This window comes from Flavobacterium procerum, assembly GCF_042431625.1.
GTDB lineage: Bacteria > Bacteroidota > Bacteroidia > Flavobacteriales > Flavobacteriaceae > Flavobacterium > Flavobacterium procerum.
Genome location: NZ_JBHLYW010000002.1, coordinates 29591 through 56226, shown reverse-complemented (window position 1 = coordinate 56226; position 26636 = coordinate 29591). Strand labels below are relative to the sequence as shown.

At 34.9% G+C, this 26636-nt stretch carries 14 protein-coding genes; 12 read left to right on the top strand and 2 right to left on the bottom strand.

From position 1 onward, the window contains the following. Positions 1-158: 158 nt before the first annotated feature. Positions 159-3026: a glycoside hydrolase family 2 TIM barrel-domain containing protein gene (locus tag ACFFLS_RS01785; protein WP_379689105.1), complete on the bottom strand. Its 2868-nt coding sequence runs from the start codon at positions 3024-3026 to the stop codon at positions 159-161. 17 nt (positions 3027-3043) lie between these two features. Beyond that, positions 3044-4402, bottom strand: a complete 1359-nt coding sequence (locus ACFFLS_RS01780; protein ID WP_379685487.1) for a rhamnogalacturonan acetylesterase — start codon at positions 4400-4402, stop codon at positions 3044-3046. 255 nt (positions 4403-4657) lie between these two features. Between ACFFLS_RS01780 and ACFFLS_RS01775 the strand changes: the two genes are divergently transcribed. The 12 genes from ACFFLS_RS01775 to ACFFLS_RS01720 all read left to right on the top strand — a co-directional run bounded on the left by ACFFLS_RS01775 (position 4658) and on the right by ACFFLS_RS01720 (position 26620). After that, positions 4658-8275 carry a DUF4450 domain-containing protein gene (locus tag ACFFLS_RS01775; protein WP_379689102.1) on the top strand — a complete coding sequence of 1206 codons (3618 nt, stop codon included), beginning with the start codon at positions 4658-4660 and terminating at the stop codon, positions 8273-8275. 202 nt (positions 8276-8477) lie between these two features. Then, positions 8478-10601 (top strand): hypothetical protein, encoded by a 2124-nt coding sequence (locus ACFFLS_RS01770; protein WP_379685489.1) that lies wholly within the window; start codon positions 8478-8480, stop codon positions 10599-10601. 235 nt (positions 10602-10836) lie between these two features. Continuing rightward, entirely contained in the window at positions 10837-12687 is a 1851-nt protein-coding gene (locus tag ACFFLS_RS01765) for a rhamnogalacturonan lyase (protein ID WP_379685490.1), read from the top strand. A gap of 271 nt (positions 12688-12958) precedes the next feature. Next, positions 12959-14329 (top strand): glycoside hydrolase family 28 protein, encoded by a 1371-nt coding sequence (locus tag ACFFLS_RS01760; protein WP_379685491.1) that lies wholly within the window; start codon positions 12959-12961, stop codon positions 14327-14329. A gap of 16 nt (positions 14330-14345) precedes the next feature. Then, positions 14346-15935 (top strand): family 43 glycosylhydrolase, encoded by a 1590-nt coding sequence (locus ACFFLS_RS01755; RefSeq protein WP_379685492.1) that lies wholly within the window; start codon positions 14346-14348, stop codon positions 15933-15935. 391 nt (positions 15936-16326) lie between these two features. Beyond that, positions 16327-16554 (top strand): hypothetical protein, encoded by a 228-nt coding sequence (locus tag ACFFLS_RS01750; RefSeq protein WP_379685493.1) that lies wholly within the window; start codon positions 16327-16329, stop codon positions 16552-16554. 91 nt (positions 16555-16645) lie between these two features. Further along, positions 16646-17500, top strand: a complete 855-nt coding sequence (locus ACFFLS_RS01745; protein WP_379685494.1) for a carboxypeptidase-like regulatory domain-containing protein — start codon at positions 16646-16648, stop codon at positions 17498-17500. A 79-nt stretch (positions 17501-17579) separates the two neighbouring features. Then, on the top strand, positions 17580-18179 hold the full coding sequence (locus ACFFLS_RS01740; protein ID WP_379685495.1) for an RNA polymerase sigma-70 factor: 600 nt from the start codon (positions 17580-17582) through the stop codon (positions 18177-18179). A 135-nt stretch (positions 18180-18314) separates the two neighbouring features. Then, positions 18315-19463: a FecR family protein gene (locus ACFFLS_RS01735; RefSeq protein WP_379685497.1), complete on the top strand. Its 1149-nt coding sequence runs from the start codon at positions 18315-18317 to the stop codon at positions 19461-19463. 101 nt (positions 19464-19564) lie between these two features. Beyond that, complete coding sequence (locus ACFFLS_RS01730) at positions 19565-23158, top strand: SusC/RagA family TonB-linked outer membrane protein (protein WP_379685499.1); 3594 nt, start codon at positions 19565-19567, stop codon at positions 23156-23158. A 10-nt stretch (positions 23159-23168) separates the two neighbouring features. Then, positions 23169-24566, top strand: coding sequence for a RagB/SusD family nutrient uptake outer membrane protein (locus ACFFLS_RS01725; protein WP_379685500.1), 1398 nt, complete (start codon positions 23169-23171; stop codon positions 24564-24566). 62 nt (positions 24567-24628) lie between these two features. Further along, complete coding sequence (locus tag ACFFLS_RS01720) at positions 24629-26620, top strand: TlpA disulfide reductase family protein (RefSeq protein WP_379685501.1); 1992 nt, start codon at positions 24629-24631, stop codon at positions 26618-26620. The last annotated feature ends 16 nt before the right edge of the window (positions 26621-26636 follow it).

Here is a 26636-nt window from a genome sequence, read left to right as displayed (position 1 = left end):
AAATTTTGAATAATGTTATGCATATTTATTTTACCGCAAAGTTCGCAAGGGTTTACGCGATGAGCGCAAAGCTTTGCGAACTTATTTTCTTTCAATATAAACAGATAAAAATCTTAGCGTTCTTTGCGGTTAAAAGATTTTAGTATTTAAACCTGAAACTAAATTTTATTTCTAAAATCAAACCATAGATTCATTTTTATTCCTTCATCGCCGCTTTTAATTCGAATATTTGTCGGCTGACTTTGAGGTCCCTGTTGCTCAAGAGGTTTAAAATCTCTCATGGCTGGAATTTCATACATAAACGAAATATCTCCTTCCGGAAAAGCCGGCTGCGGATAACTGCCAGGGAAACCATTTTTAGGCAAGTCCGGAGTAAATAATCTCAGAAATAAATTATCAGACTCGCTGAAAACTTTAAAAGAAGAAGTTCCCGCTTTTAAATTTGCTCCAATAACATTAGCATGATAGCCCTTGAATTCAGGATATACCAGATTTTCAAAACTTTCTCCTGTAATTGTAGTATTATAATCTTTCTCCCAAATTCCGTAGGTTGTGCCTTTTATTCTATTTTTCCAAACACGGTATGGCCCCCTTCCAAACCATTTCATACCCGTGACATCCTTTTCAGGAAAACTGAAAGTGATTCCGAAAGAATTGATTTTATCTTCAAAAAATGCTCCGTCAAAACCATCAAAACCGCTTGGTGCTTTTTCGTTTTTCAGTACAATCATTTCCATTTTAAATCTTCCGTCAGCTTCCATAGTCCATTTTATAGTTGAAATTCCACCAACATAGGAAACCAAACAAACTGCTTTATCTCCCTCTTGTGAAACCTGAATGTCTTTTAGTTTCGCTTTCATTCCGATAGGACGCGGGCCATTTGTTATTGGAATAGTTGAAATTCCGTTTTTAACAGAAGTAATTTCTCCATTAGCAGCATTGAGAACAACGGTAACATTATTTCCTTTTAAAGTAACTTCGGTTGCAGTTTTAATTGCCGATGCTTTTGCTTTTGTATTTTGAACGGCTAAAAACTTATTTGCATAAAAAAGCGCTTTATGAATTGGCCATGTCCAAGTATAAATTTCTTTGTCAAACTGGTCATAAGCGGTAATGGAAAGTACATCTCCCTCTGCAAAATTGTTTGGAACCGCAAACTGAATTTTACGTGTTTCTCCCGGATTTATATCTGGAATTTGAATTTTGCCAGAACTTATTGTTTGTGTATTTTTATTGCTGTATAAAACGTCTGCATCAGATTTTAGCACTTTAAATTCCATTCTGCACGAATTTAGATTACTGAACAAATAATCATTTGTAATCAGAAAAGACCCGTCAAAATTCGGAGTAACTTGTTTTGGCTGAAACTGGATGGGTGCCCAAACTTCCTTTACAGTATAATAACTTCCTTCTTTTTCGCGATGAGGCCCTAAAATTCCATCGGCAGCTAAAGAACCTTTCGAATCAAATTTTACATCTCCAGTCCAATCTGAGCGTTTTACGGCTTCGTCTAGCATCGCCCACATAAAGCCTCCAGCAAAAAGCGGACTTTCTTTGTAGCGGTTCCAGAAATCTTCCAATGCGGCGCCGTGACCGTTGTCATAAGTTCCGTGCATGAATTCGGTTGGAAAAAACACATTCTCGCCCGCATTAAAACGATGCATTCCTGTTAAATAAGTTGGATAATGATGCGTATCCCAGCCATTAAAATCGGCCCACGGATGAATCACAATTCGTTTCTGAGGGTCTTTATCGGCAAAAACTTTATCGACTTCATAATTCCAGCCGCCTTCATTACCATTATCCCAAATAATTACAGATGGATGATTGACGTCACGTGTTACCATTTCGCCGACCAATTTTGTTCCCGTTTCGGTATCGTACGAGTTTTGCCAGCCTGCCAGTTCATTCAAAACAAAAATTCCAAGAGAATCACAAACTTCCAGAAAGTGTTCGTCTGGAGGATAATGCCCTCGGACAGCATTCATGTTCATGTCTTTGATTAGTTTTCCGTCCAGTTCGCTGATTCTTTTGCTGGTGCTTCGTCCTCCTTCTGGCCAAAAAGAATGACGGTTAATTCCCTTCATTACAATTTTAGTTCCGTTTACATAAATTCCGTCCTGTTTTTTAAACTCTAAAGTTCTGAAACCAATTTTTTTGCTGTATTCATGAATTACATTTCCGTTTTGTTTTAAAACCAATTGCAACTCGTACAAATTAGGACTTTCAGGATTCCAAGGTTTGATGTTTTTCCATTGTGCCGAAATCCTTTCTTTAGTAGTTTTCGCTTTAAGCGGAAAAGAAAAAGCTTCCAGACTTTCTCCGTTTAAACCTTTTAGCGAAGCTTCTAAAGTGGTATTTTTTGCAATATTTTTTAAATCCAAATCAATTGTCATACTGCCATCCATTTTTGGATTTACGGCTATATGCTGAATATTGGTCTTTGGGGAAACTTCCAGCCAAACGGGACGATAAATACCTCCAAACAACCACCAGTCGGCTCTTCTTTCAGCTGCATTAACCGATTTATTGGCAGAGTGTTTCCAGACATGAACTTCCAAAGTGTTTTTAGCACCATAAGTTACTAACGATGAAATATCATATTTAAACTCATAAAAACCGCCTTGATGAATAGCGCCTGCCAGTTTTCCATTTACTTTTACTTCGGTGTCCGTCATGGCACCGCCAAAAACAATCTTCACTTCCTTGTCCTTGTAAGACGCTGGAACTTCAAATTCATATTTGTATAAACCCTCTTCTTTGCTTGGTTCTTTTTGGTTTAGTTCTTTATACCAGCGTCCATAAGTATATTCTCCAAAACCTTCCAATTCCCATTGAGAAGGAACATTTATTTTTGACCATTTTTTACTGTTATTACCGTCGGTGCAGTAAAAATCCCATTGTACAGGATGTTCAAAATCTTTTCCCGAAAGATAGATTTTGTCAGTCTGCTGCGCTGTAAGGTGTAACGAAATAAAAATGGTCAGGGCTGTAATCCACTGAATTTTAAGTTTTTTTAGTTGCATAAAAGTTGGTTCTTTGGTTAGTTTCCATCTGGTTTAGAAATTTCAAATCGGGCACTCATTGGCAGTGTCCAACTCGAAATATAGTTAGGTTTTTTGGGGTCATAATCCGGAATATCTTTTTTGATTTGTTTTTTTAACGGAACGTCGAGCTGACGGATTCCCTTAATTACACAAAGCGCAATTTCGTTAGCCCCAAAGCTATTAAAATGCGTATTGTCGTCCAAAGCTTTTTCCTGACCGGGAAAGGTGTTGGCAGGATATTGTACAAAAGCTTTTCTGGATACTTCGTCGCCCCAGATTTCATACAATTCTGTTGTCATTTTTGTAATATCAATAAGAGCTGTATTGCTTTTTTGAGCTACGGCACGCATCGCTGGAGGAAAATCGCCATGCGTATCTTTTAGAGTGCCGTTTTCATTAAAAAAACGGCGCTGTGTTGGAGTAACTAAAATCGGAATTGCGCCTTTATCTTTAGCTGCCTGAGTAAATTCTGTCAATAGATTGGAATACGATTCCCAAGGGCCATTGCCGGCGCCTTTGATTTTTTCGTCATTATGACCAAATTCCACAAAAAGATAATCTCCTTTTTTGATTTGGGAAAGTATTTTTTTCAAGCGGTTGCTGGCTTTAAAAGAACTCAATGAAGAACCCGAATACGCATAATTTGCTACAACAACATTTTCATTAAAATAAGCAGTGATAAATTGTCCCCAGGATGCCCAAGGCTCTACATCTTGGTCGGTAACAGTAGAATCTCCGGCTAGATAGAGAACAATTAAATTGTCTTTTTTTGTGATTTTGATACTCTGAACGGCTGTTTCGCCTAGAAATTCAAGTGTCAATTTATCATCCCAATCTAAGATGTCTTTTTCACGGTCTTTAAGAGTAACATTCAAATTATCATCAATTCTAGGATTTCGAACATTTATATTAAAAATCTGTGCAGCTGATTTTCCTTTTGCTACAATAAACTCATTAACCATTAATCGGCGAGATTCTGCTTTTATGGTTGTTTTAAGGTCTTTTTGAGGACTTCCTAAAACTACTTCGATTTGATAATTTCCTTCAGGAAGTTTTACAGAAAAATAGACAGGCTTTTCAATAGAAAAAGAATTGGAGTTTAATTTTAGGTTGGATTCGGTATTAAAGTCAAATCCATATCCTAAATCAGATTTGTATTTTAAAGATTTTGTTACCGAAATCCCTTTTTTGATTTTTAAATCAGTGCCAAACTGAAAGAGCATTGTCTTTTTTAAACTGTCTTCAGAAACTGTTTTGTTGTCCAATACATTTTTTGTTGAATTATTTGAAAATGCTGAAAACGGCATTAAAACAGAAAGAAAGAATAAATACGAATATTTAAAAAATTTAGTCAATTTTTTGAGATTTTAATTTATTTGTTTTTCAAATCTAATCCTTATGATTTTATATAGTATCCTGTACTATGATGTTAAAAAACGATTAAAAAAATAAAGTTTCAATAAAAAATAATCTTATAAGTCAGGTATGTACAGGATACGATGTAATGAAAAAACAAAGAAATTGCATGAAAATAATATTGAATTAATAAAAAAATCAGTAAATAATTTCGTTATGTATTTATTTTAAAAATATAATTTTTTTGCCATTTTATGAAATCTAAAACATCCCTTATTGCAGTATTTATCGGCATTTTTTTCTTGAGCTCGTTAGTAATAAACGGACAGGAAAAAATGACGCGTAAAATTCATTACGTACCTGAGGGAAATAGTTTTGTATTAAAAAATGGCACTAGAAAATTTAACAGGGCACTTTATGGCTCCAATACCGGATTTAGGGCAGAGGCGGGGGATTTACCAGAATTTGCGCTCTATATGCCAGGAATGGGAGGTAATTTTAAATTGGGTTTAATAAGTGGTAAAAACAGCAGATGGATTACTGAAGTATCAAAAATTCATACCAGCTATGTTCAAGGAACCATGCATTATGAAATTCAAGATGCTCTTTTGGGAAGTGGGAAACTGATTGTTGATGTTGTCGCTTTAAAAGAAAAAGAAGGTTTTATTATTAAAGTATCAGGTAGCAATGTGCCAAAAGATTGTGGTCTTGTTTGGGTTTACGGTGGTGCGACAGGGAAAAAGTTCAGTCGTGATGGAGATATCGGAGCCGACCCCGAATCGGTGTTTTATTTGAAACCTGAATATTGTATCAATAATAAGTATATTTTAGAAAAACAGTCCTTTCTATTGGAATATGGTTCAGAAAGCAACAAACAAAAAGACGGAAACAATAAGAGGTTAACAGGTTATTTTCCGGATTCAGCTGTTCATTTGGCTAATGCCGAAAAACAAAACTCCCCTTTAGAATTATACAATTCCAATTCAGAATCACTTATGGTAGTTGTAGGAAAAGTTAAAAACCTTCAAAATGAAAGTTATTGGCTTCTAGCTCCTGAAAAAACACAGAATCTTACGCAAAAAAATATAGCATCACTTTATAAAGAAGCTGTGCAGCAAACAGCAGTTTTAGCCAATAGAGTAAAAGTAGTTACTCCTGACCCTTATATCAATACATTGGGTGGAGCGCTTGCAATTGCTTCTGACGGAATATGGGAAAGCCCAGCTTACTTGCATGGTGCGGTGGCATGGAGAATGTATCTCAATGCATGGCGTGGTGCTTACACAGCCGACCCTTTAGGTTGGCATGACCGTGCAAAATCTCATTTTAAGAGTTATAGTAATTCACAAGTTACAACTCCTGAGAGTGGCCCAGTTGTGTTTGATGCTGAAAAAAATCTCGCGAGACAGAAAGAAGAAATGGGAACATCCATGTTCAGCAGTGGTTACATCAGCAGAAATCCAAACAAGAATACTGTTGCTCATCATTATGATATGAATCTGGTTTTTATCGATCAAATGCTGCGTCATTTTAAATGGACTGGAGATACCGATTTTATGAAGGAAATGTGGCCTGTACTTCAAAGACATATTGACTGGGAAAAACGAAATTTCGATTCAGACCGTGATGGTCTATATGATGCTTATGCCTCAATTTGGGCGAGCGATGCGCTTCAATACAGCGGAGGCGGTGTAATTCATTCTTCGGCTTATAATTATTATGCCAATAAAACCATTGCAGCTGTAGCTCAAGAATTAAAGGTGGATGCGCTTCCGTTTTCAAAAGAAGCTGATAAAATTTTAAAAGCTTCCAATCAGATTTTATGGCTTCCTAAAAAAGGAATTTTTGCAGAATATAAAGACGCTTTAGGAAATAGATTATTGCATGAAACTCCCGGAATTTGGAGTATTTACCACACGATTGATTCAGAAATGGCTACTCCGTTTGAGAGTTTTCAAATGTTGCATTATGTGGATAAACAGATTCCTAGAATCCCGATTCAAGCAGAAGGATTAGATAGGACTGACTTATTCACTATTAGTACAACCAATTGGCAGCCTTACACTTGGTCAGTGAATAATGTGGCATTAGCGGAACAATTGCACACCGCTTTGGCTTTTTGGCAGGGCGGGCAGAGTGAAAAAGCGTATCATTTATGGGAAAGTGCTTTAATCGAAAGTATGTATTTGGGAGCTTCGCCAGGTGCTTTCGAACAGCTTTTGTATCAAGATGCGATGCGTGGCGAGCTGTATCGTGATTTTGCCGATCCGATAGGAATGGCTTCAAGGACTTTGGTTGAAGGACTTTACGGAATTCAGCCTGATGCATTAGCGGGAACTTTGACTATCAGTCCGGGTTTTCCTTCTCAGTGGAATGATGCTTCAATCGAAATTCCAGATATTTCATTTTCTTTTAAAAGAGAAAACAAAAAAGACAGTTACAAAATCGAAAATCGTTTTCCATCCAAAATGAGTTTAAAATTATTATTGGATGCGCCTTATGATAGAATTGAAAACATCATGATAAACGGCAAAATTGCTTCATACAAAGCAATTTCGGAAAACATCGGAAAACCGAAAATTTGTATTGAAGTGCCTTATAGTGCTATTTATGATGTGATTGTAAACTGGAAAGGCTTTCCTTTAGAAGAAAAAAAACAGACCCCATTTTATACCAACGGTCAAGATTTACATATGATGACTCTTAAAGCTGAAATTCTTTCGGTTTACGATCCGCAATCGGTTTTAAGTGCTATTTCGAAAACTCAAAATGAGCTTCATGCAAAACTTAATGGGGAAGGAAACAGCGTGTTTTTTATAAAACTGAAACAAGGCGAAATGTCTTGGTGGCATCCTGTTGAAGTTAATTTTAAACCAAAATTAGAAGCTGAGGGAAAACTTACAGAAGCCAATACTTTAGAAGTTTCCATTAAAAACAATACTGTAAAAAAGATGGAAGGTTCTTTGGTTTTAAATACAAATGAAAAAGCCACCCAGCCAATTAATTTTAATGTATTAGAACAGAAAACAGTTCAAGTTCCAGTTCAGGATTTAATGCCAGGGACTAACAGATTTGAGATTAAGAGTGGCAATTCATCCATTCAAAATATGGAAATAATCAATTGGGATATTCCGTTTTCGGCTTCCAATAAACAGGAATCGATAGTTCTTTCGTCTTATTTTAATGCCAAAGTTACCGATGTTTTTACCAATGAATATCTTTCGCCAAGACCTAAAACAACGACATTACAGCTTCCGAAACAAGGAATTGGCAATTGGTGTTATCCTAATTTAGAGGTAAAAATTGATGACAGCGGACTTCGTGAAAAAGCTAAAAATAGTGACAAAATAACTTCTCCTGAAGGAATTGTATTTAAAACGCCTTCTGCAGCAGACCAAAAAAATATTGTTTTCACTTCTATGTGGGATAATTATCCGGAAAGTGTTTCGATTCCGTTATCTGGAAAAGCATCGCATGTTTATTTTATGGTCGCTGGAACGACGAATCCGATGCAGAGCCGAATGATAAATGGCGAAATCACGGTAAATTATACAGACGGAACTTCTGAAATTTTAGCACTTAAAAATCCAGAAAACTGGTGGCCGATTGAGCAGGATTATTTTATTGACGGATTAGCATTTACCACCGATGCTCCAGAACCACCAAGAGTTTATCTGAAATCGGGAGAAATTTCGAGAGATTTTAAAGATTTTAAACCCATAAAAGGACTTACCAATTATGGAGTCGAAGGCGGTGCGGGAACGATTCTGGATTTGCCATTGGATAAAAATAAAACATTAAAAAGTTTGACTTTGAAAGCAATTACAAATGATGTTGTAATTGGATTGATGGGAGTGACTTTAATTAGATAATAATATGAAACAGCTTGAGATTTAACCGCAAAGCACGCAAGTTTTTTTTGCTTTTGGAATTCTAAAAAAACGCAAAGTTCGCAAAGCTTTGTGTAGATAAAGCTTTGCGAACTTTGCGTTTTACAACGTAATGTTTAGTAAAAAAACTTGCGTGCTTTGCGGTTAAAATTTCATTTCAATTAGAAACCAAAAAACTAACCCAATGAAAAAACAATTTTCAATTATTGCCATCCTATTTTCGGCATCGCTTTTTGCTCAAAAAATAGACCGAAAAGCCTTGGTAACACGACATAATGTTCAAATTACGGCAATCGATACGCTGGCTTCTTTAACAGTCGGGAATGGCGCTTTTGCCTTTACGGTGGATGCAACAGGACTTCAGACTTTTCCAAAAACGTATCAAAACGGAATTCCGTTAGGAACACAGTCAGAATGGGGTTGGGACAGTTATAAAAATGTAAACGGCTATAAATTTTCAGAGACTTTAAGGGATTACAAACAGTATGGAAGAGACATTTCATATACTGTTCAAATTAAGGAACCAGCGAGAAGAGTTGAGGCGGTAAACTGGTTCAGACAGAATCCACATTTATTGCAATTGGGAAATTTAGGCTTTGAAATCACTAAAAAAGACGGAAGTATTGTACAGCCAAGCGACCTTAAGGCGATTTCTCAGAAATTGAATTTATGGACAGGCGAAATTGAAAGCTATTTTGAAGTTGAAGGAACTCCTGTAACCGTTTATACTGCTTCGCATCAAGATAAAGATGAGATAGGTGTAAAAGTTAAGTCTGCTTTATTGAAAGAAAAACGACTGAAAATCAGTTTGCGTATTCCATTTCCAACAGGAGATTGGGCTGATATGGGAACAAAATGGGAAGGAAAACAAGATTATAAAAGCACGCTGACAGAAAAATCTAGAACACAAGCAGTTGTAAAACATGTGATGGATAGTATTTCGTATAATGTGAGTTTAAACTGGAAAGGAAATGCGCAGATTAAGAAAACAGGGGAACATTATTTTGTTTTAGAACCTTCAAATACAGATATATTAGAATTAAGCTGTCTTTTCGCTTTAGCGGAAAAACCAGTTTCAAATTCTTCTTTTTTGGTTATCGAAAATAGCAGTATCAAAGGCTGGGAACAGTTTTGGAAAAGTGGTGCCGCAGTTGATTTTTCTGGAAGCACAGATCCGCGTGCCAAGGAATTGGAACGCAGAGTAATTTTGTCGCAGTATCTAACCAAAGTGCAATGTACAGGAAAAGTGCCTCCGCAAGAAACGGGTTTAACGTATAACAGTTGGTATGGAAAACCGCATTTGGAAATGCATTGGTGGCACGGTGTTCATTTTGCGCTTTGGAACAGAGCAGATTTATTAGAAAAAAGTCTTCCGTGGTATCAGAAAGTTTTTGATAAAGCAAAAAATATTGCCAAAAGACAGGGTTTTGAAGGAGCAAGATGGCAGAAAATGACTGATCCTGATGGTAACGAAAGTCCGTCATCTGTAGGTTCGTTTTTGATTTGGCAGCAACCTCATTTTATTACCTATGCTGAATTAATATATCGCAATAAACCTGAAAAAGCAACTTTAGATTTATACAGCGAAAGAGTTTTTGCAACCGCAGATTTTATGGCTTCGTTTGCTAATTATGATGCTAAAAAAGACCGTTATGTTTTAGGGCCGGGCGTTATTCCGGCGCAGGAACGTTTTAAAGCTATGGAAACTTTTAATCCGACTTATGAGTTGGCGTATTGGAATTGGGCTTTGAAAACAGCTATTACATGGAAGAAAAAATTGAACCAAAAAGTACCTGAGAAATGGGAAACGGTTTTAGCTAAATTGTCTCCACTGCCAATTTCAGATCAGGTTTATCTTGCGACAGAAAGTGCGACGGATTCTTATACCAATCCAGAATTTAAAACTGATCATCCTTCGGTTTTAGGAACTTTCGGAATGCTTCCAGAAACTTCTTTGCTGGATAAGAAAATCATGAAAAATACTTTTGATTTGGTTTGGAAGACTTGGTCATGGGATAAAACCTGGGGTTGGGATTTCCCAATGACGGCAATGTCGGCCGCTCGTCTGCAAATGCCGGAAAAGGCAATTGATGCTTTGTTTATGAATGTGACTACGAATACCTATTTAAAAAATGGACATAATTATCAAGCAGAACGTTTAACGCTTTATCTTCCTGGAAATGGTGGATTGTTGACAGCAGTAGCCATGATGTGCGCGGGTTGGGACGGAACAACTGAAGAAAATCCGGGTTTCCCGAAAGATGGAACATGGAAAGTAAAAAGCGAAGGATTCCAAAAAATGTTTTGATTCTAAAGGCTCTAAGGTTCTGAGATTTTTTGTCTTATGTTAAGTACAGTTTGTCATTTCGACGAAGGAGAAATCTTCGCAAGTAGCTCTACAAAGATTGGACTCTCGTTGCGGAGTTACTCGTGGAGATTTCTCCTTCGTCGAAATGACAAAAAAACAAAACAATCAGTGTAAACCCGTCAAAACCCGTGTCATCCGTGTGCCAATAACAATCCAAAATAAAAAATTACCAATCATGAAAAATATAATTCTATTAATAGTTTCATTTTTAACGGTTTCTATTTCTGCGCAAAGGCAAATGGAAAACCTCGATAGAGGCGTTATTGCTGTAAAAAACAAGGGTCAGTTTTTTATTGGATGGCGTGTTTTAGGAACTGATGCAGACAATCTGGCTTTTAATTTATATCGTAAAAGTGGTACTAAAAAAGCAGTCAAATTAAATGATAAACCCATTACTGGTGCGACAAATTTTATAGATGAAAAAGCAAATCCGCAAGAAGAAAATACTTGGTTTGTAAAAACGGCTTTAAAAGGAAAAGAATCTGATGCAAAAGGAAGTTTTACGATTCCGGCTTCAAGTCCTGATAAAGATTATTTGTCAATTACATTAAAACCAATTGAAGGTTATACGGCAAATGATCTTTCGGTGGGTGATTTGGATGGTGATGGAAAGTATGATCTTGTGGTGCACATGACGGGAAAAGGTCATGACAATTCACATACAGGAATTACCGATCCGCCTATTTTTCAAGCTTATACTTTGGAAGGTAAATTTTTGTGGGAAATCAATTTAGGAAAAAACATTCGAGAAGGCGCACATTATACTCAGTTTATGGTGTACGATTTGGATGGTGACGGAATTTCGGAGTTTGTATGCAAAACAGCAGACGGTACAAGAGACAGTCAGAATAATGTGGTAGGAGATGCATCAAAAGACTGGGTTGATCGAGATCCAAATTCAGCAACTTTAGGGAAAATTTTGAAAGGCCCTGAATACCTTTCTGTCTTTAACGGAAAAACAGGAAAACTAATTACAACAGTCGATTATATTCCCGAAAGAGGTGATTTGGCAGGTTGGGGAGGGCATGGCGGAAGCGGTGGAAATGATACTAAAGGAAATCGTATGGACCGTTTTTTGGCTTGTGTTGCTTATCTTGATGGAATTCATCCAAGCGTTGTAATGTGCCGTGGTTATTATGGAAGGACAGTTTTGGCTGCTTGGGATTTTAAGGATCAAAAACTAACTTCAAGATGGGTTTTTGATAGTAAAGATTCTGAGAATCCCTATTCGGGAATGGGAAATCATAATCTTACCGTTACTGATGTGGATAATGATGGCAAAGATGAAATTATTTACGGTTCGATGTGTGTTGATGATAACGGAAAAGGTTTGTATACAACAGGTTTCAGACATGGGGATGCTATTCATGTTTCAGATTTGGATCCTGATCATCCAGGTCTAGAAGTTTTTGGAATTCATGAAATAGAAAATGGGACAAAAGGACCTGGGGTTACTATTTTTGCCGCTGCCGATGGAAAAGTTTTATTTACGGATTCTCTAAATGAGGATGTCGGCAGAGGTGTTGCAGATAATATTGATCCAGCCCGAAAAGGCGCACAATTCTGGTGGTCAGGTTCTCCGAATTTGTATGATATGAAAGGTAATGTCGTTGGGAAAGCACCAAGTTCGGTTAATTTCTTAATTTATTGGGATGGAGATGCATCACGTGAAATTCTCAATTCGAATTATATTGATAAATATGAAAAAGGCCGTTTGTTTACTGCCAATGGTGCGGTTTCTAATAATGGTACAAAATCGACACCGGCACTTTCTGCAGATATTCTAGGCGACTGGCGTGAGGAATTAATTTTGAGGTCGGAAGACAATAAAGAGCTACGAATTTATTCTACCACTATTCCGAGCCAAATCAGACAGTATACGCTCATGCACGATCCGCAATACAGATTGAGCATAGCGTGGCAGAATGTTGGTTATAATCAACCTCCGCATACCAGTTTTTATATGGGTGCAGGTATGGAACCTGCTCCAAAGCCAAATATTGTGCTGGTGTCGGCGAAGAAATAGTACCGATTATGTATTCAATGAGACTATTCGAAAAGTATCAGACAGAAAAATACGCTTCGGAGAAGCGAAATATTTATAGAAATCGTATCAGTATCGATAGTAAAGCTCCAGAGGAGCGATATCTTTTTTTACAATGATTATATATTTCGCTCCGCTGGAGCTCTTTTACATATGCATAATTGAAGTTCTATAAATATTAAGCTCCTTTGGAGCTTGATAAAATAATTAATTTAGAAAGAACAGCATTCATAAGATTAAAATCAATTCAATCATGAAAAAAATAATATTTTGTACAGCTTTAGTGATTTCGTTTGTTTTTGTATCGTTCAAGAAAAATGATTCAGGTGTAACCTTAAAAGAAGTTAACGTAAAAGCTCCTTTTGAAATGCCAGCTATAAAAATTCCTGATTTCAGCAACTGTAAAGAATTTTCGATTACAGATTTTGGTGCTGTTGCGGGAGATTTGAATAAAACTTCTGATGCCATCAGTAAAGCTATTGCTAAGGCCAGCAAATCAGGTGGTGGAACAGTTGTTATTCCGGAAGGAGAATGGTTAACAAAGAAAATTCATTTTAAAAGCAATGTAAATCTGCATTTGAAAAAAGGCGCAGTTTTGCTTTTTTCAGAAAACCCAAAAGATTACTTGCCAGCGGTACGCTCGACTTGGGAAGGCTATGAATGTTATAATTATTCGCCTTTGATTTATGCGTATCAATGTAAAAATATAGCCATTACAGGCGAAGGTGAACTAAAAGCCCAAATGGACGTTTGGAAACAATGGTTTGCAAGACCTAAAGCACATATGGAAAGCCTGAAGAGATTATATTATTTGGCTTCGTACAATAAACCAATGAAAGAAAGACAGATGGTAAATGATACTGCCAATTTCCGCCCGCAGTTTATTCAGTTTAATAGATGTGAAAATATTTTGATGGAAGGGGTGAAAATTACGAACAGTCCGTTTTGGACGATTCATCCGTTTTTGTCTAAAGATGTAGTGCTTCGAAATCTGAATGTTTATGCTCACGGACATAATAACGATGGTGTGGATCCCGAAATGAGTCAGAATGTTTTGATTGAAAATTGTGTTTTTGACCAGGGAGACGATGCGATTGCGATTAAATCAGGAAGTAATCAGGATGCCTGGAGATTGAACACGCCTTCAAAAAATATTGTAATGAGAAACTGTATTGTCAAAAACGGTCATCAATTGGTTGCTATTGGAAGTGAACTATCAGGAGGTATTGAGAATGTTTTTATTGATAATTGTACGGTGGTAGATGGAGCCAAACTCAATCATCTTTTATTCATTAAAACCAATGAACGAAGAGGTGGTTATGTAAAGAATATTCACATGACCAACATAACTTCAGGGAAAATCGACGAAGGAATTCTCGGCATTGAAACCGATGTTTTGTACCAATGGCGAAATTTAGTTCCAACAATAGAAAAAAGACTTACACCGATTCAGAATGTATATCTTGAAAATGTAAAAGCTACAAACGTCAAATTCATCTCTAGAATTTTGGCGCAGAAAGAACTTCCCGTCGAAAATGTTTTTCTTAAAAATGTAACGGCTCAGAATGTTCAGGGAGAAAAATCCATTCATGAAAATGTGAAAAACTTTAGTGCTCAAAACTGATTTAAATTTTAGAAAGATGAATATCAATACCCTTCCGTTCAAAATACTTTTCATTTTTATATACTTTTTTAACGGTCCTGTTGCTGAAGCACAGTTGTTGAATATTAAAAATGATTCTTTTTGGAAAACCAAAGATGGAAAACCAATTTACAGTCAGGGAGGCGGTATTTTTAAATTTACAGACCCGATGAGCGGTGTCCAGAAATATTATTGGTATGGCGTACAATATGAAGAAGCAGATGTTTATCGCAATAATCCTGCGGTAACACTGCCAACATCAACTTTCAAGTCGGTTACCTGTTACAGCTCTACAGATTTGGTCAACTGGACTTTTGAAGGGGATGTTTTAACGAAAGAAAAAGTAAATAAAAACGGAAAAACATGGGTTGGACGTTTGGGAGTTGCTTACATCAAAGAGTGGAAAAAATATGCAATGTTCGTACAGCACGACACAGAAGTATTGATTACGCTTTCAGATTCGCCGACTGGTCAGTTTGAATGGCATCAGAAAATCAATATGGAAAAAATGATTGGAACGAGCAACACTGGCGACCAGACTGTTTTTACAGATGAAGATACTGGAAAATCCTATTTAATTTATTCTTACGGAAGAGGCCGAAATAAAATTTATGTTTCTGAAATTGGTATCAAAGACGAAAAAATAAATCTTTTGGACTGTACAGAAGTTTTTAAAGGCGAAAGTCGTGAAGGAAACTGCATGTTTAAATACAAGAACAAATATTATATGTATGCATCGAATATATATGGCTGGGATGCTTCTTTTGCTTATTATTTGGTGTCCGACAATATTCGCGGCCCTTATGTTCCTGTAAATGACATGCAGGTAATGAAAGGGACAGAAGACGATTTTGCACATATCTCGCAAACTGGATTTTTCTTTTCTGTAAAAGGAAGCAAACAAGAAACCATAGTTTATTGCGGAGACCGCTGGGCCAATTTTGCTGGAAACGGATTAGGTTATAACCAATGGTGCCCAATTTCGTTTGAAGGCAGTACACCGTATTTTAATTCGCTTAATTCATGGAATCTGGAAGAGAAAACAGGAAGATGGGAAGTAGCAAAAGATAATAATTACATCAAAAATCCAAGTTTCGAAGCCGACCGCAGACATATTCCGAGTCCTGTAAAACCTGTCCAAATTCAGCTGACGGGATGGTTTTGTGAAGTGATTCAGGGTAATACGATTTCGTTGGATTCGATTTCGCCTGTTTTAAATCATTTTAATACCGAAGAAGAACGAAAAACGGTAATTGGAGAGAAAAGTCTCGAAATCAGTGATAAAATAGATTTTAAAAGAAAGACTTTTCAAACTATCGCTTCTTCGCCATTCGTAAAACTGAAAGACGGTGTTTATACGCTTTCTGCCAAAATCAAAAACAGCGCTAATTTTAAAAATTTAGAAATGTATGCTGTGAGTGGCAACAAAAGATTTTCCTATTCCATTAAAGAAGAAAACACATCTTGGAAAACTATCACAATTTCAAACATAAAGATAAAAGGAGGAAAGGTTGAGGTCGGCTTTTTGGCTGATGGGAAAGCAAATGCTTATTGTTATGTGGATGATTTGGTTTTGGAGGAGAAGTAAATTTGCGTAGACGCAAATAATTTAAAATAAAGAAAAGGCTTTAAATATTAGTGTTTAAAGCCTTTTTTGTTTTTAAAGTTTTGGAGTAATTATACCGACTAATTAATTTTAGTTTTACTTCAGAAAACATATTTTAGAAGTATTTTGTTGATTTTCTTTTTCAATTTATATATTTGTTTGAAAGAGAAAGAATACAAACCTTGTATTTAGTTTTTTAAATAAAAAAAAGGAATTTCATGAAATAGTGCTTCTAGGTACAATTTTACAGGGATGTGCGGGAGAATCTGAAGATGAGCCAGATGCTCGTCTTACTATAAAAAATACAAGTAACGAGCTTATCTACTATCCCTTTGATTATGATGCAGTAGAATTGGTTCCCAAAAGGTATCCAGTGAAGCCTTATCATAAGTTAAACAGTGGTGATAAAGCTACAATTAGTATCTATTTCGATTCACTAAACGGAGATTATAAGCTCTGGATATTGATTTATAAAAAAGCTACATTCGATACTCATACTTGGGAGGAAATAAAAGAACAAGGGCTGTATGATAAGCGGTATGAGTTTACTTTAGAGCAACTAAAGTCAATGAATTATGAATTGATATATGACGGGAATTGACCTTGCAACTTAGAAACCTAATGCAGTAAATCTTAGATGCTACTATCTTTTTGACTCCTAAATATCTTTTACCAAAGAATAATCAAAATTAATGAAGAAATTTCTAATACTTGTTGCAATAATTTTAAAATCTAATTTATGTTTATCCCAAATCAAAGGAAAATGCGTTGATTCTACAGGTCAGCCAATTCCTTATGCAAACGTTGGAATTTCAAACACTTCTGTTGGCACAGTCACTGATTCAAATGGTGATTTCATAATAGACAACAAAGCTTTGCTGGAAAATGCCATAATTATAGTTTCGCATATTGGATATGAAACGAAATCATTCTTGCCTGCCAAAAATGCGGAAATTGAAATTGTGATGACACAAGTAGGTTTTCAGCTAGATGAAGTTAAAATCGAAACTCTAAAATTTACAAATGAGAAAAAAATAGGAAACAATTCCCTGAGCAAGCACGTAGTTGTTGGGTTCTCTTCTAGAAATTTAGGAGCTGAAGTTGGTAAGTTTTTCAAAATTCAAAAGAATAAAAAAATAAAAATAGAAAAAATTCATTTTGAAATTGCCGAACTGGGTTACAAAAAAGGAACCTTTAGAATTAATTTTTATAATGCAGAAAATGATACAAACATTGAAAAAGTGAGGCTTAACAATGATGATATCATTATGGAAGTTGAAGAAACTGGCGATGTTGATGTTGACATAAAAAATAATAATCTAATACTTGAAAATGATTTTTTAGTCTCTATTGAATGCATAAATGTTGTTGAAAAAGAGAATCAAGATTCCAAGGAAAAGAAAATAATATATTTCAGTTCGAATGTTTTCTGCGGACCTGTTTACAGACGTTCAAATAATCTGACAAAATGGAATCTTAAAAAAGAAAAATACAACGTAGGATTAGGAATTCAATTATTTGTGAAGTATCAAGCCAACGAAAATTAGTAATCCTACACTTCATTAGAATTTTACTCGATTGAAAAGAAGCATCTCTAGTTTGATGATGTTGTAAAATTCTATAGATTTGTTTTTTACTTTTAAATCGGCTTTACTTTTTATTTTGGAAATTAATATTGTCTTAGAAGAACTTAAGAAACAAAATAAAACTGTTTATAAAACTGTCTTTGATCATTTTTATAAAGGGCTGGTCGTTTATGCCAATAATTTTCTTTTTGATCAGCAGGCCAGTGAAGATGTTGTTCAGGATGTTTTTATTTGGTTATGGGAAAATGCAGAAACCATAGAAATCAAAACTTCTTTGAAATCTTATTTGTTTGCAATGACTCGCAATAGATGCCTGAATTATCTTAAGGCATTAAAAATCACCGACGATTTGAATTTGATTGATTTGAATTCGATGTTGGTTTTAGATGAAGACCTAGATTTAATTACAGAAGAAGAAAAAAACATTCTGTACCACCAAATTTTAAAAATCATAGATACTTTTCCCGAAAGTATGCAACAGGTTTTTAAGCTTAAATTTATCGAAAATTACAGTTATAATCAGATTGCAGACGAGCTTGGCATTTCTGTAAATACAGTAAAAACGCAATTACAAAGATCCAAAAACAAGATCAGCCAGTCCTTGGTTGTAATTCTTGCTTTGTTGTCAATTCGCTCGTAAGAAAATTATCTTGCTTTATTCAAAATTTAATTTTTTCTTCATTTTTTCTTAAACTTTTGTCACCCATATATAGAATTCGGTTGTCTTAGATGTAAATTACCATCAAGTAATTGTTAATTTAAAAGAATTCTCAAAATGGATTTTAAACTGATCATAAAGAAAATAAATGATACTCTCAGCCCCGAAGAAGCATCAATTTTTGCTGCATGGTACAATGAGTCTGACTCAAACAGGGAATATTTTGAAAGGGTAAAAAGAAATTATCAAAATGATATTGAGCACATAAATCTTGATAAGGCATGGCGGTCTGTCAACAAAAAAATCACTCCTAAAAGAAGTCTAAAACCATACTATAAATATGCAGTTGCAGCTGCAGTGATTTTATTTATTGGAATTGGATATTTTTCTACAACCCAAAATTCAGTATCAAATGTTGATACTACAAATGAGGTCATTCTTGCCAATAGAAATGAGAATGATATTGTGCTTACACTTGCCGATGGTTCAGAAGTAGTTTTGAACAATAAGAAAAACGGAGTAGTGGCAAGTCAGGAGAATGTTGTGATTACAAAAGACGAAGACGGCCAGATTCGTTATGAAGACCGCAATCAATCAAATGCAGGAAAAGTGCAGTATAATACCTTGATGATTCCGAATGGAAGAACTTTTCAGCTTAAACTCCCTGACGGAACCAAAGTATGGCTGAATTCTAAATCATCTTTAAAATATCCAGTAGAATTTTTAGGCAATAAACGAACGGTTACTTTAGAAGGAGAAGCCTATTTTGAGGTAACAAAAAATCCGCACAGTCCATTTACAGTTAGCACAAACTCTGGAAATGTTACCGTTTTAGGAACGCACTTTAATGTAAATGCTTATACTGAAGATCAGAACTTTCAGACCACTTTAGTTGAAGGAAAAGTAGAAGTTTCGGAAGCCGGAAAAGAGAACGATGCGGTTGTTTTAAATCCTGGACAACAAGCTGTTGCGAGAAAGTCATCTTTAAAAATAAAAGAAGTTGATCCAGCGGTTTATACTTCATGGAAAGACGGTAAGTTTTATTTTGAAAACGAAAACCTAAAAGACATTTTGACCAAAATGGCCAGATGGTATGATTTTAATGTGAAGTTCGAACAAAAATCATTAGAGCAGATCAAATTTACGGGAATCGTTCTAAAAGAAGAACCTCTGGATAATCTGTTGAATATCATTAGTAAAACATCCAATATTAAATATAAAATAACCAAAGTAAACCAAACGTATGAAGTAACCGTAAGTAAGTAAAAAGAAAAAAACCGGAAAATGTTGCAGCATTTCCCGGCGAGTATTTGTTCAGTCGAAAAAAGAGTTCGAAATCTATTAACCAACCAAAACATTTTAAAAGTATGAAAAAAAACCTATCCGCAAAAGATTGTGGGGTAAAATCCGCGCTTTGGGATAAATTTCTTGATCTGATGAAGAAATCCCTAATATTGTCAATTTTTCTTTTCAACATAGTTGCTTTTGCTTATTCTCAAAAAGTAAGTATTAATGCAAGAAATCTCTCTGTATCAGATGTTTTAAAAACAATTACGAAAAAAACGAATGTGGAGTTTTTTTATAGTGATGACGTTTTTGATGCACAGAGAAGAGTAAATATAACTGTAAACAACGCTGATGTTATGGCAGTTATTAAAGAATTAATTGGGGATAATTATAAAGCAGAATTCGTAAATAACAAATTGATTGTTATTTCATTAAGTCCAAAAGTAAAAACAGGCTCAGCTTCTATAATAGAAGAAAGAGTAAAAATAAAGGGAGTTGTAACCAATGCCAAAAAAGAATTTTTGATTGGTGCGACTGTTTGGGTAAAAGGTACAAAAGATGGTGCTATTACCAATTTTGACGGTTCTTATGAAATCATGGCTAAAAAAGGCGATGTTCTTGTTTTTGAGTATTTAGGATACAAAAAACTAGAAGTTACCGTTACAGACAGCTTGATTATTAATCCGGTTTTATTGGAAGATGTTAGTAAGCTTGATGAAGTAAAAATCGTTTCTACAGGATATCAAAAAATTGATAGAGAGCGCTCTACAGGATCTTATGTTGCCATTACAGCTAAAGATTTAGAAAAAGTTCCGGTAAATAATGTGCTTCACAGATTGGAAGGTCAGGTTGCGGGATTGCAATTAAATGTTCAGGACTCTGATAATACTTTTGTTTACGGAACGACATATGGAGAAGGCCAGGGCAGAAATAGTTACAATCTTGCCATTAGAGGAAAATCTACTTTTGAAGGTACAACAGGCTCTAATGCAATGCCATTAATTGTACTTGATGGTACACCTACAGAATTAGATATCAGAACTATTAATCCGAATGATATTGAGAAAATTACGTTCTTAAAAGATGCTGCGTCGGCTTCTATTTACGGAGCAAGAGCGGCAAATGGAGTAATGGTAATTGATACTAAAAAAGGAAAACAAGGACAAACTAGAATTAGTTTTTCTCAAAATTATGGTTTTTCTAATAAGCCTTCTTTATCAAAACTTCCCTTGATGAATTCATCTCAGGTTTTAAATTTAGAACAAGAATTTGTAGATAAAAATTTGGTTACAGACCCGGCAAGTATAACATACATGCTAGCTCCACCTATTAGTCAGGGAATGGATCTGATGTTTCAATACAAAAGAGGTGCTATTTCTGAGGAGCAAAGAAACGCTGGATTAGATGTATTGCGTAATCGCAATACCTATGGACAGGCAGAACAATACTTACTGCAAGCTTCATCTACTCAAAATTATAATTTATCGTTTAGTGGTGCACAAAATGATTATTCTTATTTCATGTCTGGATCGTATTCTAAAGAAGAAACTCAGTCAAAAGGAAATAGTGGACAGCGTTTGACTTTGTTGTCTAATCAAGATTTTAAGCTTTTCAATTATTTAAAAATGACCACAAACTTGAGAGGTTCTATCTTTAAATATAATGACAATGCTTTAGGACTTAGACCGTTAGGAATTGATACGAATACGTTATTGCCTTACAATCAAATTGTTGGAGATGACGGGAATTCAGTAAATTACTATCAGCGTTATTATAGCGCGCAAACTATTCCTTTAGAGCAAGCTGGATATTTACCATGGACTTACAATTATGTCGATGAATTAAAGAATAGCGATAAGTCATCAAATGAATTAAATTTTGGTGCAACCATTTCAGCTACAGCTCCTTTATTAAAAGGTTTAGATGCCGTAGGAACTTATTCTATAGAAAATTCGCGTACATCAAATGATAATATGTACAATGAAAATACCTTTTATGCACGTGATAGAATTAACTCGGCAACTTCTATAAACAGTAATGGTGATTTAGTACATGCAATTCCGTTAGGAGGTATTTATCAAAATAACGAATTTGGAACGAGCAGTTACACGATGAGAGGACAGTTAAATTATGATGGTATTATTGGTCAGGATCATTTGATTAACGCTATGGGAGGTATAGAAGCTAGAGAAACCAGAGAAAGTCAAGACAGTAGAACATTATTTGGATATAATCCAAAAACGCAAACTTCTGTAGATCTTCCATCTCTAAATTACGTTGATGTAAACGGATTTAACTACACGCTAGGATACGGTAATGAGCATAAAGATGTTCGCAGAAGATTTTTATCGTATTATGCCAATGCAGGTTATACATATAAAAATAAATATACAATTACTGGAAGCGCACGTTTAGATGACTACAACAATTTTGGAGTAGATAAAAGATTAAGAAGAACGCCACTATGGTCAACAGGGGCAAGATGGAATATTAAAGAAGAATCTTTCCTAAAAGACAGCAACTTATTTAACAGTTTAAGTTTAAGAGCTAGTTATGGTTACAATGGTAATATCAATATGGAAGTCTTTCCTTTTACCAATATAACTTTAAATAATTTAGATAATTTTTCGCAACAGCCTTATGCTTCAATAAGTAGGCCTGCAAATCCTAATTTACGTTGGGAAAAAACGGCAATCTTAAACTTAGGAGTAGATTTTTCTATCTTAAACAGTAGATTAAACGGTACTATCGAATATTATAAAAAGAATAGTAAAGATTTGATTGTAGAGTTCCCAATTTCTCCATTTTATGGTGTTCAAAATAACGCGTTAGTACAGAATGCAGCAACATTAGCTGGAAATGGTGTTGATTTAAGTTTAAGCGCGACTATTTTAAAAGCAAAAGATTTTTCATGGAATTCAGGTCTTGTCGTTACTTACAATACTACAGAAGTAACCGATTCCCGTTTTCAAAATTTCAGTCAGTATTTGAATGGATCAGGAGGAACACCACCAGTTGAAGGCTACCCATTGGGCAGTGTATTTGCTTTTAGATCAGCAGGATTAGATGCTACCGGTAGAACTCAGGTATATGATAAGTCTGGTAATATCGTGAACTCTTTTACTTCTTTAAAAGACATTGAGGACATGAAATATATGGGAACAAATATCCCTTCTTATTTTGGAAGTTTTAGCCACACCTTTACGTATAAAAAATTGTCGTTATACATTTTGGCAACTTACAAATTCGATTACGTAATGTTTAAACCAACTTACGGAGGTTATGTAGACAGATCAGGAAGATTTAGCAGATACGATTTAAATACTGATATTGACCAAAGATGGAGAAATCCAGGAGATGAGGCTACTACATCAGTTCCGGGAATTGTAGGTTCGTCTGGTGTAAGCCTTGTAAGATATTTTTCTTCAGATAACCGTATTATGGAAGGAGATCATATCCGCTTTAGAGAGCTTTCTTTAAAATATGATATTAACGATTTAATTAACAGAGGTTCTATAACAGGTGCTTCTATAACTTTTACAGCAAGAAATCTTGGTTTCTTTTGGAGAAAAAACAAAGACGGTTTAGACCCTGACTTTTTACCTTACACAGGAACTAACATGAAATTGCCAGCAATGGCTATGTATTCAATTGGTTTTAATGTTAATTTTTAATTTTTTAAAGATGAAAAAATATTTAAAATATATCGCGATAATAGCTCTAGGAGTAGTTGCTTTGAGCTGTGATAATTACGTTGATATCAAAACAGAAGGTAGGTTAATACCAGAAGAAACTGAAAACTACAGATTTCTATTAAATAATTCGGCCATACTGGATATAACATACGGAGCTTTAGATGTAGCATCAGATGATATAAGTTTTCAAAATGAAGCTCAAACAACTGCCTTAGGAGCTTCAGATTATTATCGTCCTTTTGTAAATCAATATAAGTGGGCGGATCAAATTTATTTTGATGGTGAATTAGATTATAATATGAATACTATGTACACTGCATTGTACAACACTAATGTCGTGATCAATGAAGTAATGCAAAGCAAAGAAGGAACCGAAGCTCAAAAACTAGCCATTAAAGGGGAAGCACAAGTACATCGTGCTTATATCTTTCTAACCTTAGTAAATGCTTTTGGAAAAGCTTATGATCCTGCAACTGCTTCAACAGATCTTGGAATTGTACTTTTCACAACTCCAACAGTTTCAGACAATATCAGAAGAAGTACTGTTCAAAATGCATATGATATTATTTTAAGTGATTTAAACGATGCTGTAAATTCAGGGTTAAAACCAATTAATTCAGGTAACAATGTTGCGTTTCCTTCTAGAGCGTCAGCTTATGCACTTTTGGCAAGAACATATTTGTATATGCGCAATTATCCTTTGGCTTTAGAAAATGCAGAAAAATCATTGGCAATTCAAAGTACATTAAACAATTATGAAGATTTTGAGTTTAGTTCTTTTCCAAGCAGAAGATTAGATAAAGAATTGATATTATCTAAATTCAACGGATACAATTCTTTAACTTATGCGCCACAGATTCTATCTTTAAGCAATGAGCTTATTAATACTTTTGATACAAATGACTTACGTTATGTATTGTTTACACAGCCAACAAGTACATTTAGTTTTGATTATACAATAGGAAGAACTTATGCGAAAGAAGGTTTAACAGGAGAAAGCCGAAATGGAGGCCCAACAGTACCAGAAATGATGCTTATAAAAGCAGAATGCCTTGCGAGAGCTGGTTCTGGAGAAGCGGCAATGGTTGAAATCAATAAGCTTAGACAAAAAAGATTTAGAGCATCAGAATATGTCGCCATGACAGCAACAGACAGTAAAGATGCCTTAATTAAGGTTTTGGCAGAAAGAAGAAGAGAGTTAATGGGAACAGGCAATTTTAGATGGTACGACTTGAAACGATTAAACAAAGAACCTGAATTTGCCAAAACCATTACGCATACTTTTGCAGGACAAACGTTTACACTTGCTCCAAATAGTGATCGTTACCAAATGCCTTATGCTCCAATTTACTACGATTACGCTCCAAACTTACAGCAAAATCCATAATTAGATTAATTACATAAAGTGCACTCTTGTTGCAAGAGTGCACTAAAAATAAAAAAACAGACATGAAAAATTTCAAACTGATACTATTTCTTTTTAGTATCACCACAAGCTTATTTGCTCAAGATTTAGCAATTAAACTTTCGCCAGAACATCCAAATCCGGGAGACGAGGTTACTTTGACTTATGATGCGTCTAATGGACCACTTGCCAATGCGAAATATGTAAATGGAGTTGTCTATACTTTTGATAACTTCAGATGGCTTATCAGCGACATCACTTTAAAATCTGATGGAAATAAAAAATGGACCACAAAGATGAAGCTTTCAGATCATGCTTCTTTTATCAACTGTGTTTTTAAGTCGGATACCCTTGTAGATAGAGGAGAAAAAATGCCTCATGCTTATATGTTTGCACAAGTTCCAGGAGCTTACACGGGCTGGGGACTTTTACGAAGCAGAGCGTTCATGGATGAAGTTCCAAATGTTGTGCACGATAGCGCATACATTAGAGACGAAGTAGGTTTAATGTGGATTAAATATGAATTGCAGTATCATCCTGAAACGCGTAAAAATGTTTTCTCTTATGGTTTAAAATTCAAACAGCTTTCAACCGAAGGAGATGTATCACCTATTTTTAAGAAAGAACTTCGTTTTATTTTGAGCGAAAATAATTTAAGCAACGTCACACAGTATCAAATTCAGAAAACATTAGGTTTAATGCCACAACCAGCCAATAAAGCCTTTACCGATTCTGTTCAAAAGGTTTTAGTGACTAGATATCCAAATGGGGTTTGGGCTCGTGATTTAGAAATTAGAAAAATATTCAACGAAGCCGATTTTAATAAAAAAGTAACTTTATACAATGCCTTTGAAAAAAACTTTCCACAAAGTAACTTTCAGGATGTAGTTACTGATACAGAAGCACTTTTTTACGACAAAATGTACAAAGCCATTGCTTACAATTACATTGTGAAAAACAAAGATTACAATTATGCAATTAGCAATGTTAAAAAAACGTCATACGGAATTCTATTAGATTATGCTTGGCATTTAGTATCGATTCCTTTTGATAGAGATCAGGAAGGAAGCGAGAAAACATCTTTAGAAACATTGAAAAAATATGCAGATATTATTTATCCAGAATTAGAAAGCAGAGAAGCTTTTGTACCAAAAGAATACGCACAGAAATTATCGTTGAAAGAATGGCAATTACAATGTTTGAACTTTGGAGCAAGAGAGTTTTTTACGTATGCAAAACTTCAAGAAATTTTCAAAAATTACGATTTAGAAAGAAAATATCTAGATAAAATTAAACCAATAATGCAGTTCAATAATGCTTCTTACAACGAGGTTTATTCTAGAATGCTTTTAAGAGAAGGAAAGACAGAAGAAGCAAAAGCTTTTATTTTAGAAGCTGCAAAACAAAACCAAATTACGCCTGTAACAATTGCAGCTTTAAAAGATTTGTATTTGAAAGAAGGTAAAAAAGAAGCCGATTTTGATACTTATTTACATTCTTTAAAAGCTGATAATAACGAAGAGCACAAAAAGAAATTAATTTCAGAATTAATCAATCTTCCAATCGATGGATTTGAAATGGAAAGCAGCCGTGGCGGAAAAGTAAAATTAGCTGACCAAAAAGGTAAAATTGTGGTTCTAGATTTCTGGGCTATGTGGTGCGGACCTTGTAAAAATGCAATGCCGGGAATGAATATGGCAGTAAATAAATACAAAGCCGATGATAATGTAAAATTCTATTTTGTGGATACAATGGAATACATTAAAGATTTTAAAGCACAGACTCAGGCTTTCATTAAAGAAAAAGGTTTTGATTTTACTATTCTTTATGATAGTAAAAATCCAAAAACAGGAAAATTCGATGCAGTTTATGATAAGTATTCAAAAGCATTTCATTTCTCTGGAATTCCTGAAAAAATGATCATCGACCAAAGTGGAAATTTAAGATGGATGTCTAATGGTTATTTTGGAAGTCCAAGCGAATTGTCTGACGAAATTTCGATTATAGTTGAATATTTAAAAGCTGAGAAAAAATAATTTAGTTAAAGGTTAT

Bases quoted from the DNA above. Each gene is read 5' to 3' on its own strand.
- ACFFLS_RS01785 (WP_379689105.1), bottom strand. From the start codon at position 3,026: ATGCAACTAAAAAAACTTAAAATTCAGTGGATTACAGCCCTGACCATT.
- ACFFLS_RS01775 (WP_379689102.1), top strand. From the start codon at position 4,658: ATGAAATCTAAAACATCCCTTATTGCAGTATTTATCGGCATTTTTTTC.
- ACFFLS_RS01770 (WP_379685489.1), top strand. From the start codon at position 8,478: ATGAAAAAACAATTTTCAATTATTGCCATCCTATTTTCGGCATCGCTT.
- ACFFLS_RS01765 (WP_379685490.1), top strand. From the start codon at position 10,837: ATGAAAAATATAATTCTATTAATAGTTTCATTTTTAACGGTTTCTATT.
- ACFFLS_RS01760 (WP_379685491.1), top strand. From the start codon at position 12,959: ATGAAAAAAATAATATTTTGTACAGCTTTAGTGATTTCGTTTGTTTTT.
- ACFFLS_RS01755 (WP_379685492.1), top strand. From the start codon at position 14,346: ATGAATATCAATACCCTTCCGTTCAAAATACTTTTCATTTTTATATAC.
- ACFFLS_RS01745 (WP_379685494.1), top strand. From the start codon at position 16,646: ATGAAGAAATTTCTAATACTTGTTGCAATAATTTTAAAATCTAATTTA.
- ACFFLS_RS01735 (WP_379685497.1), top strand. From the start codon at position 18,315: ATGGATTTTAAACTGATCATAAAGAAAATAAATGATACTCTCAGCCCC.
- ACFFLS_RS01730 (WP_379685499.1), top strand. From the start codon at position 19,565: ATGAAAAAAAACCTATCCGCAAAAGATTGTGGGGTAAAATCCGCGCTT.
- ACFFLS_RS01725 (WP_379685500.1), top strand. From the start codon at position 23,169: ATGAAAAAATATTTAAAATATATCGCGATAATAGCTCTAGGAGTAGTT.
- ACFFLS_RS01720 (WP_379685501.1), top strand. From the start codon at position 24,629: ATGAAAAATTTCAAACTGATACTATTTCTTTTTAGTATCACCACAAGC.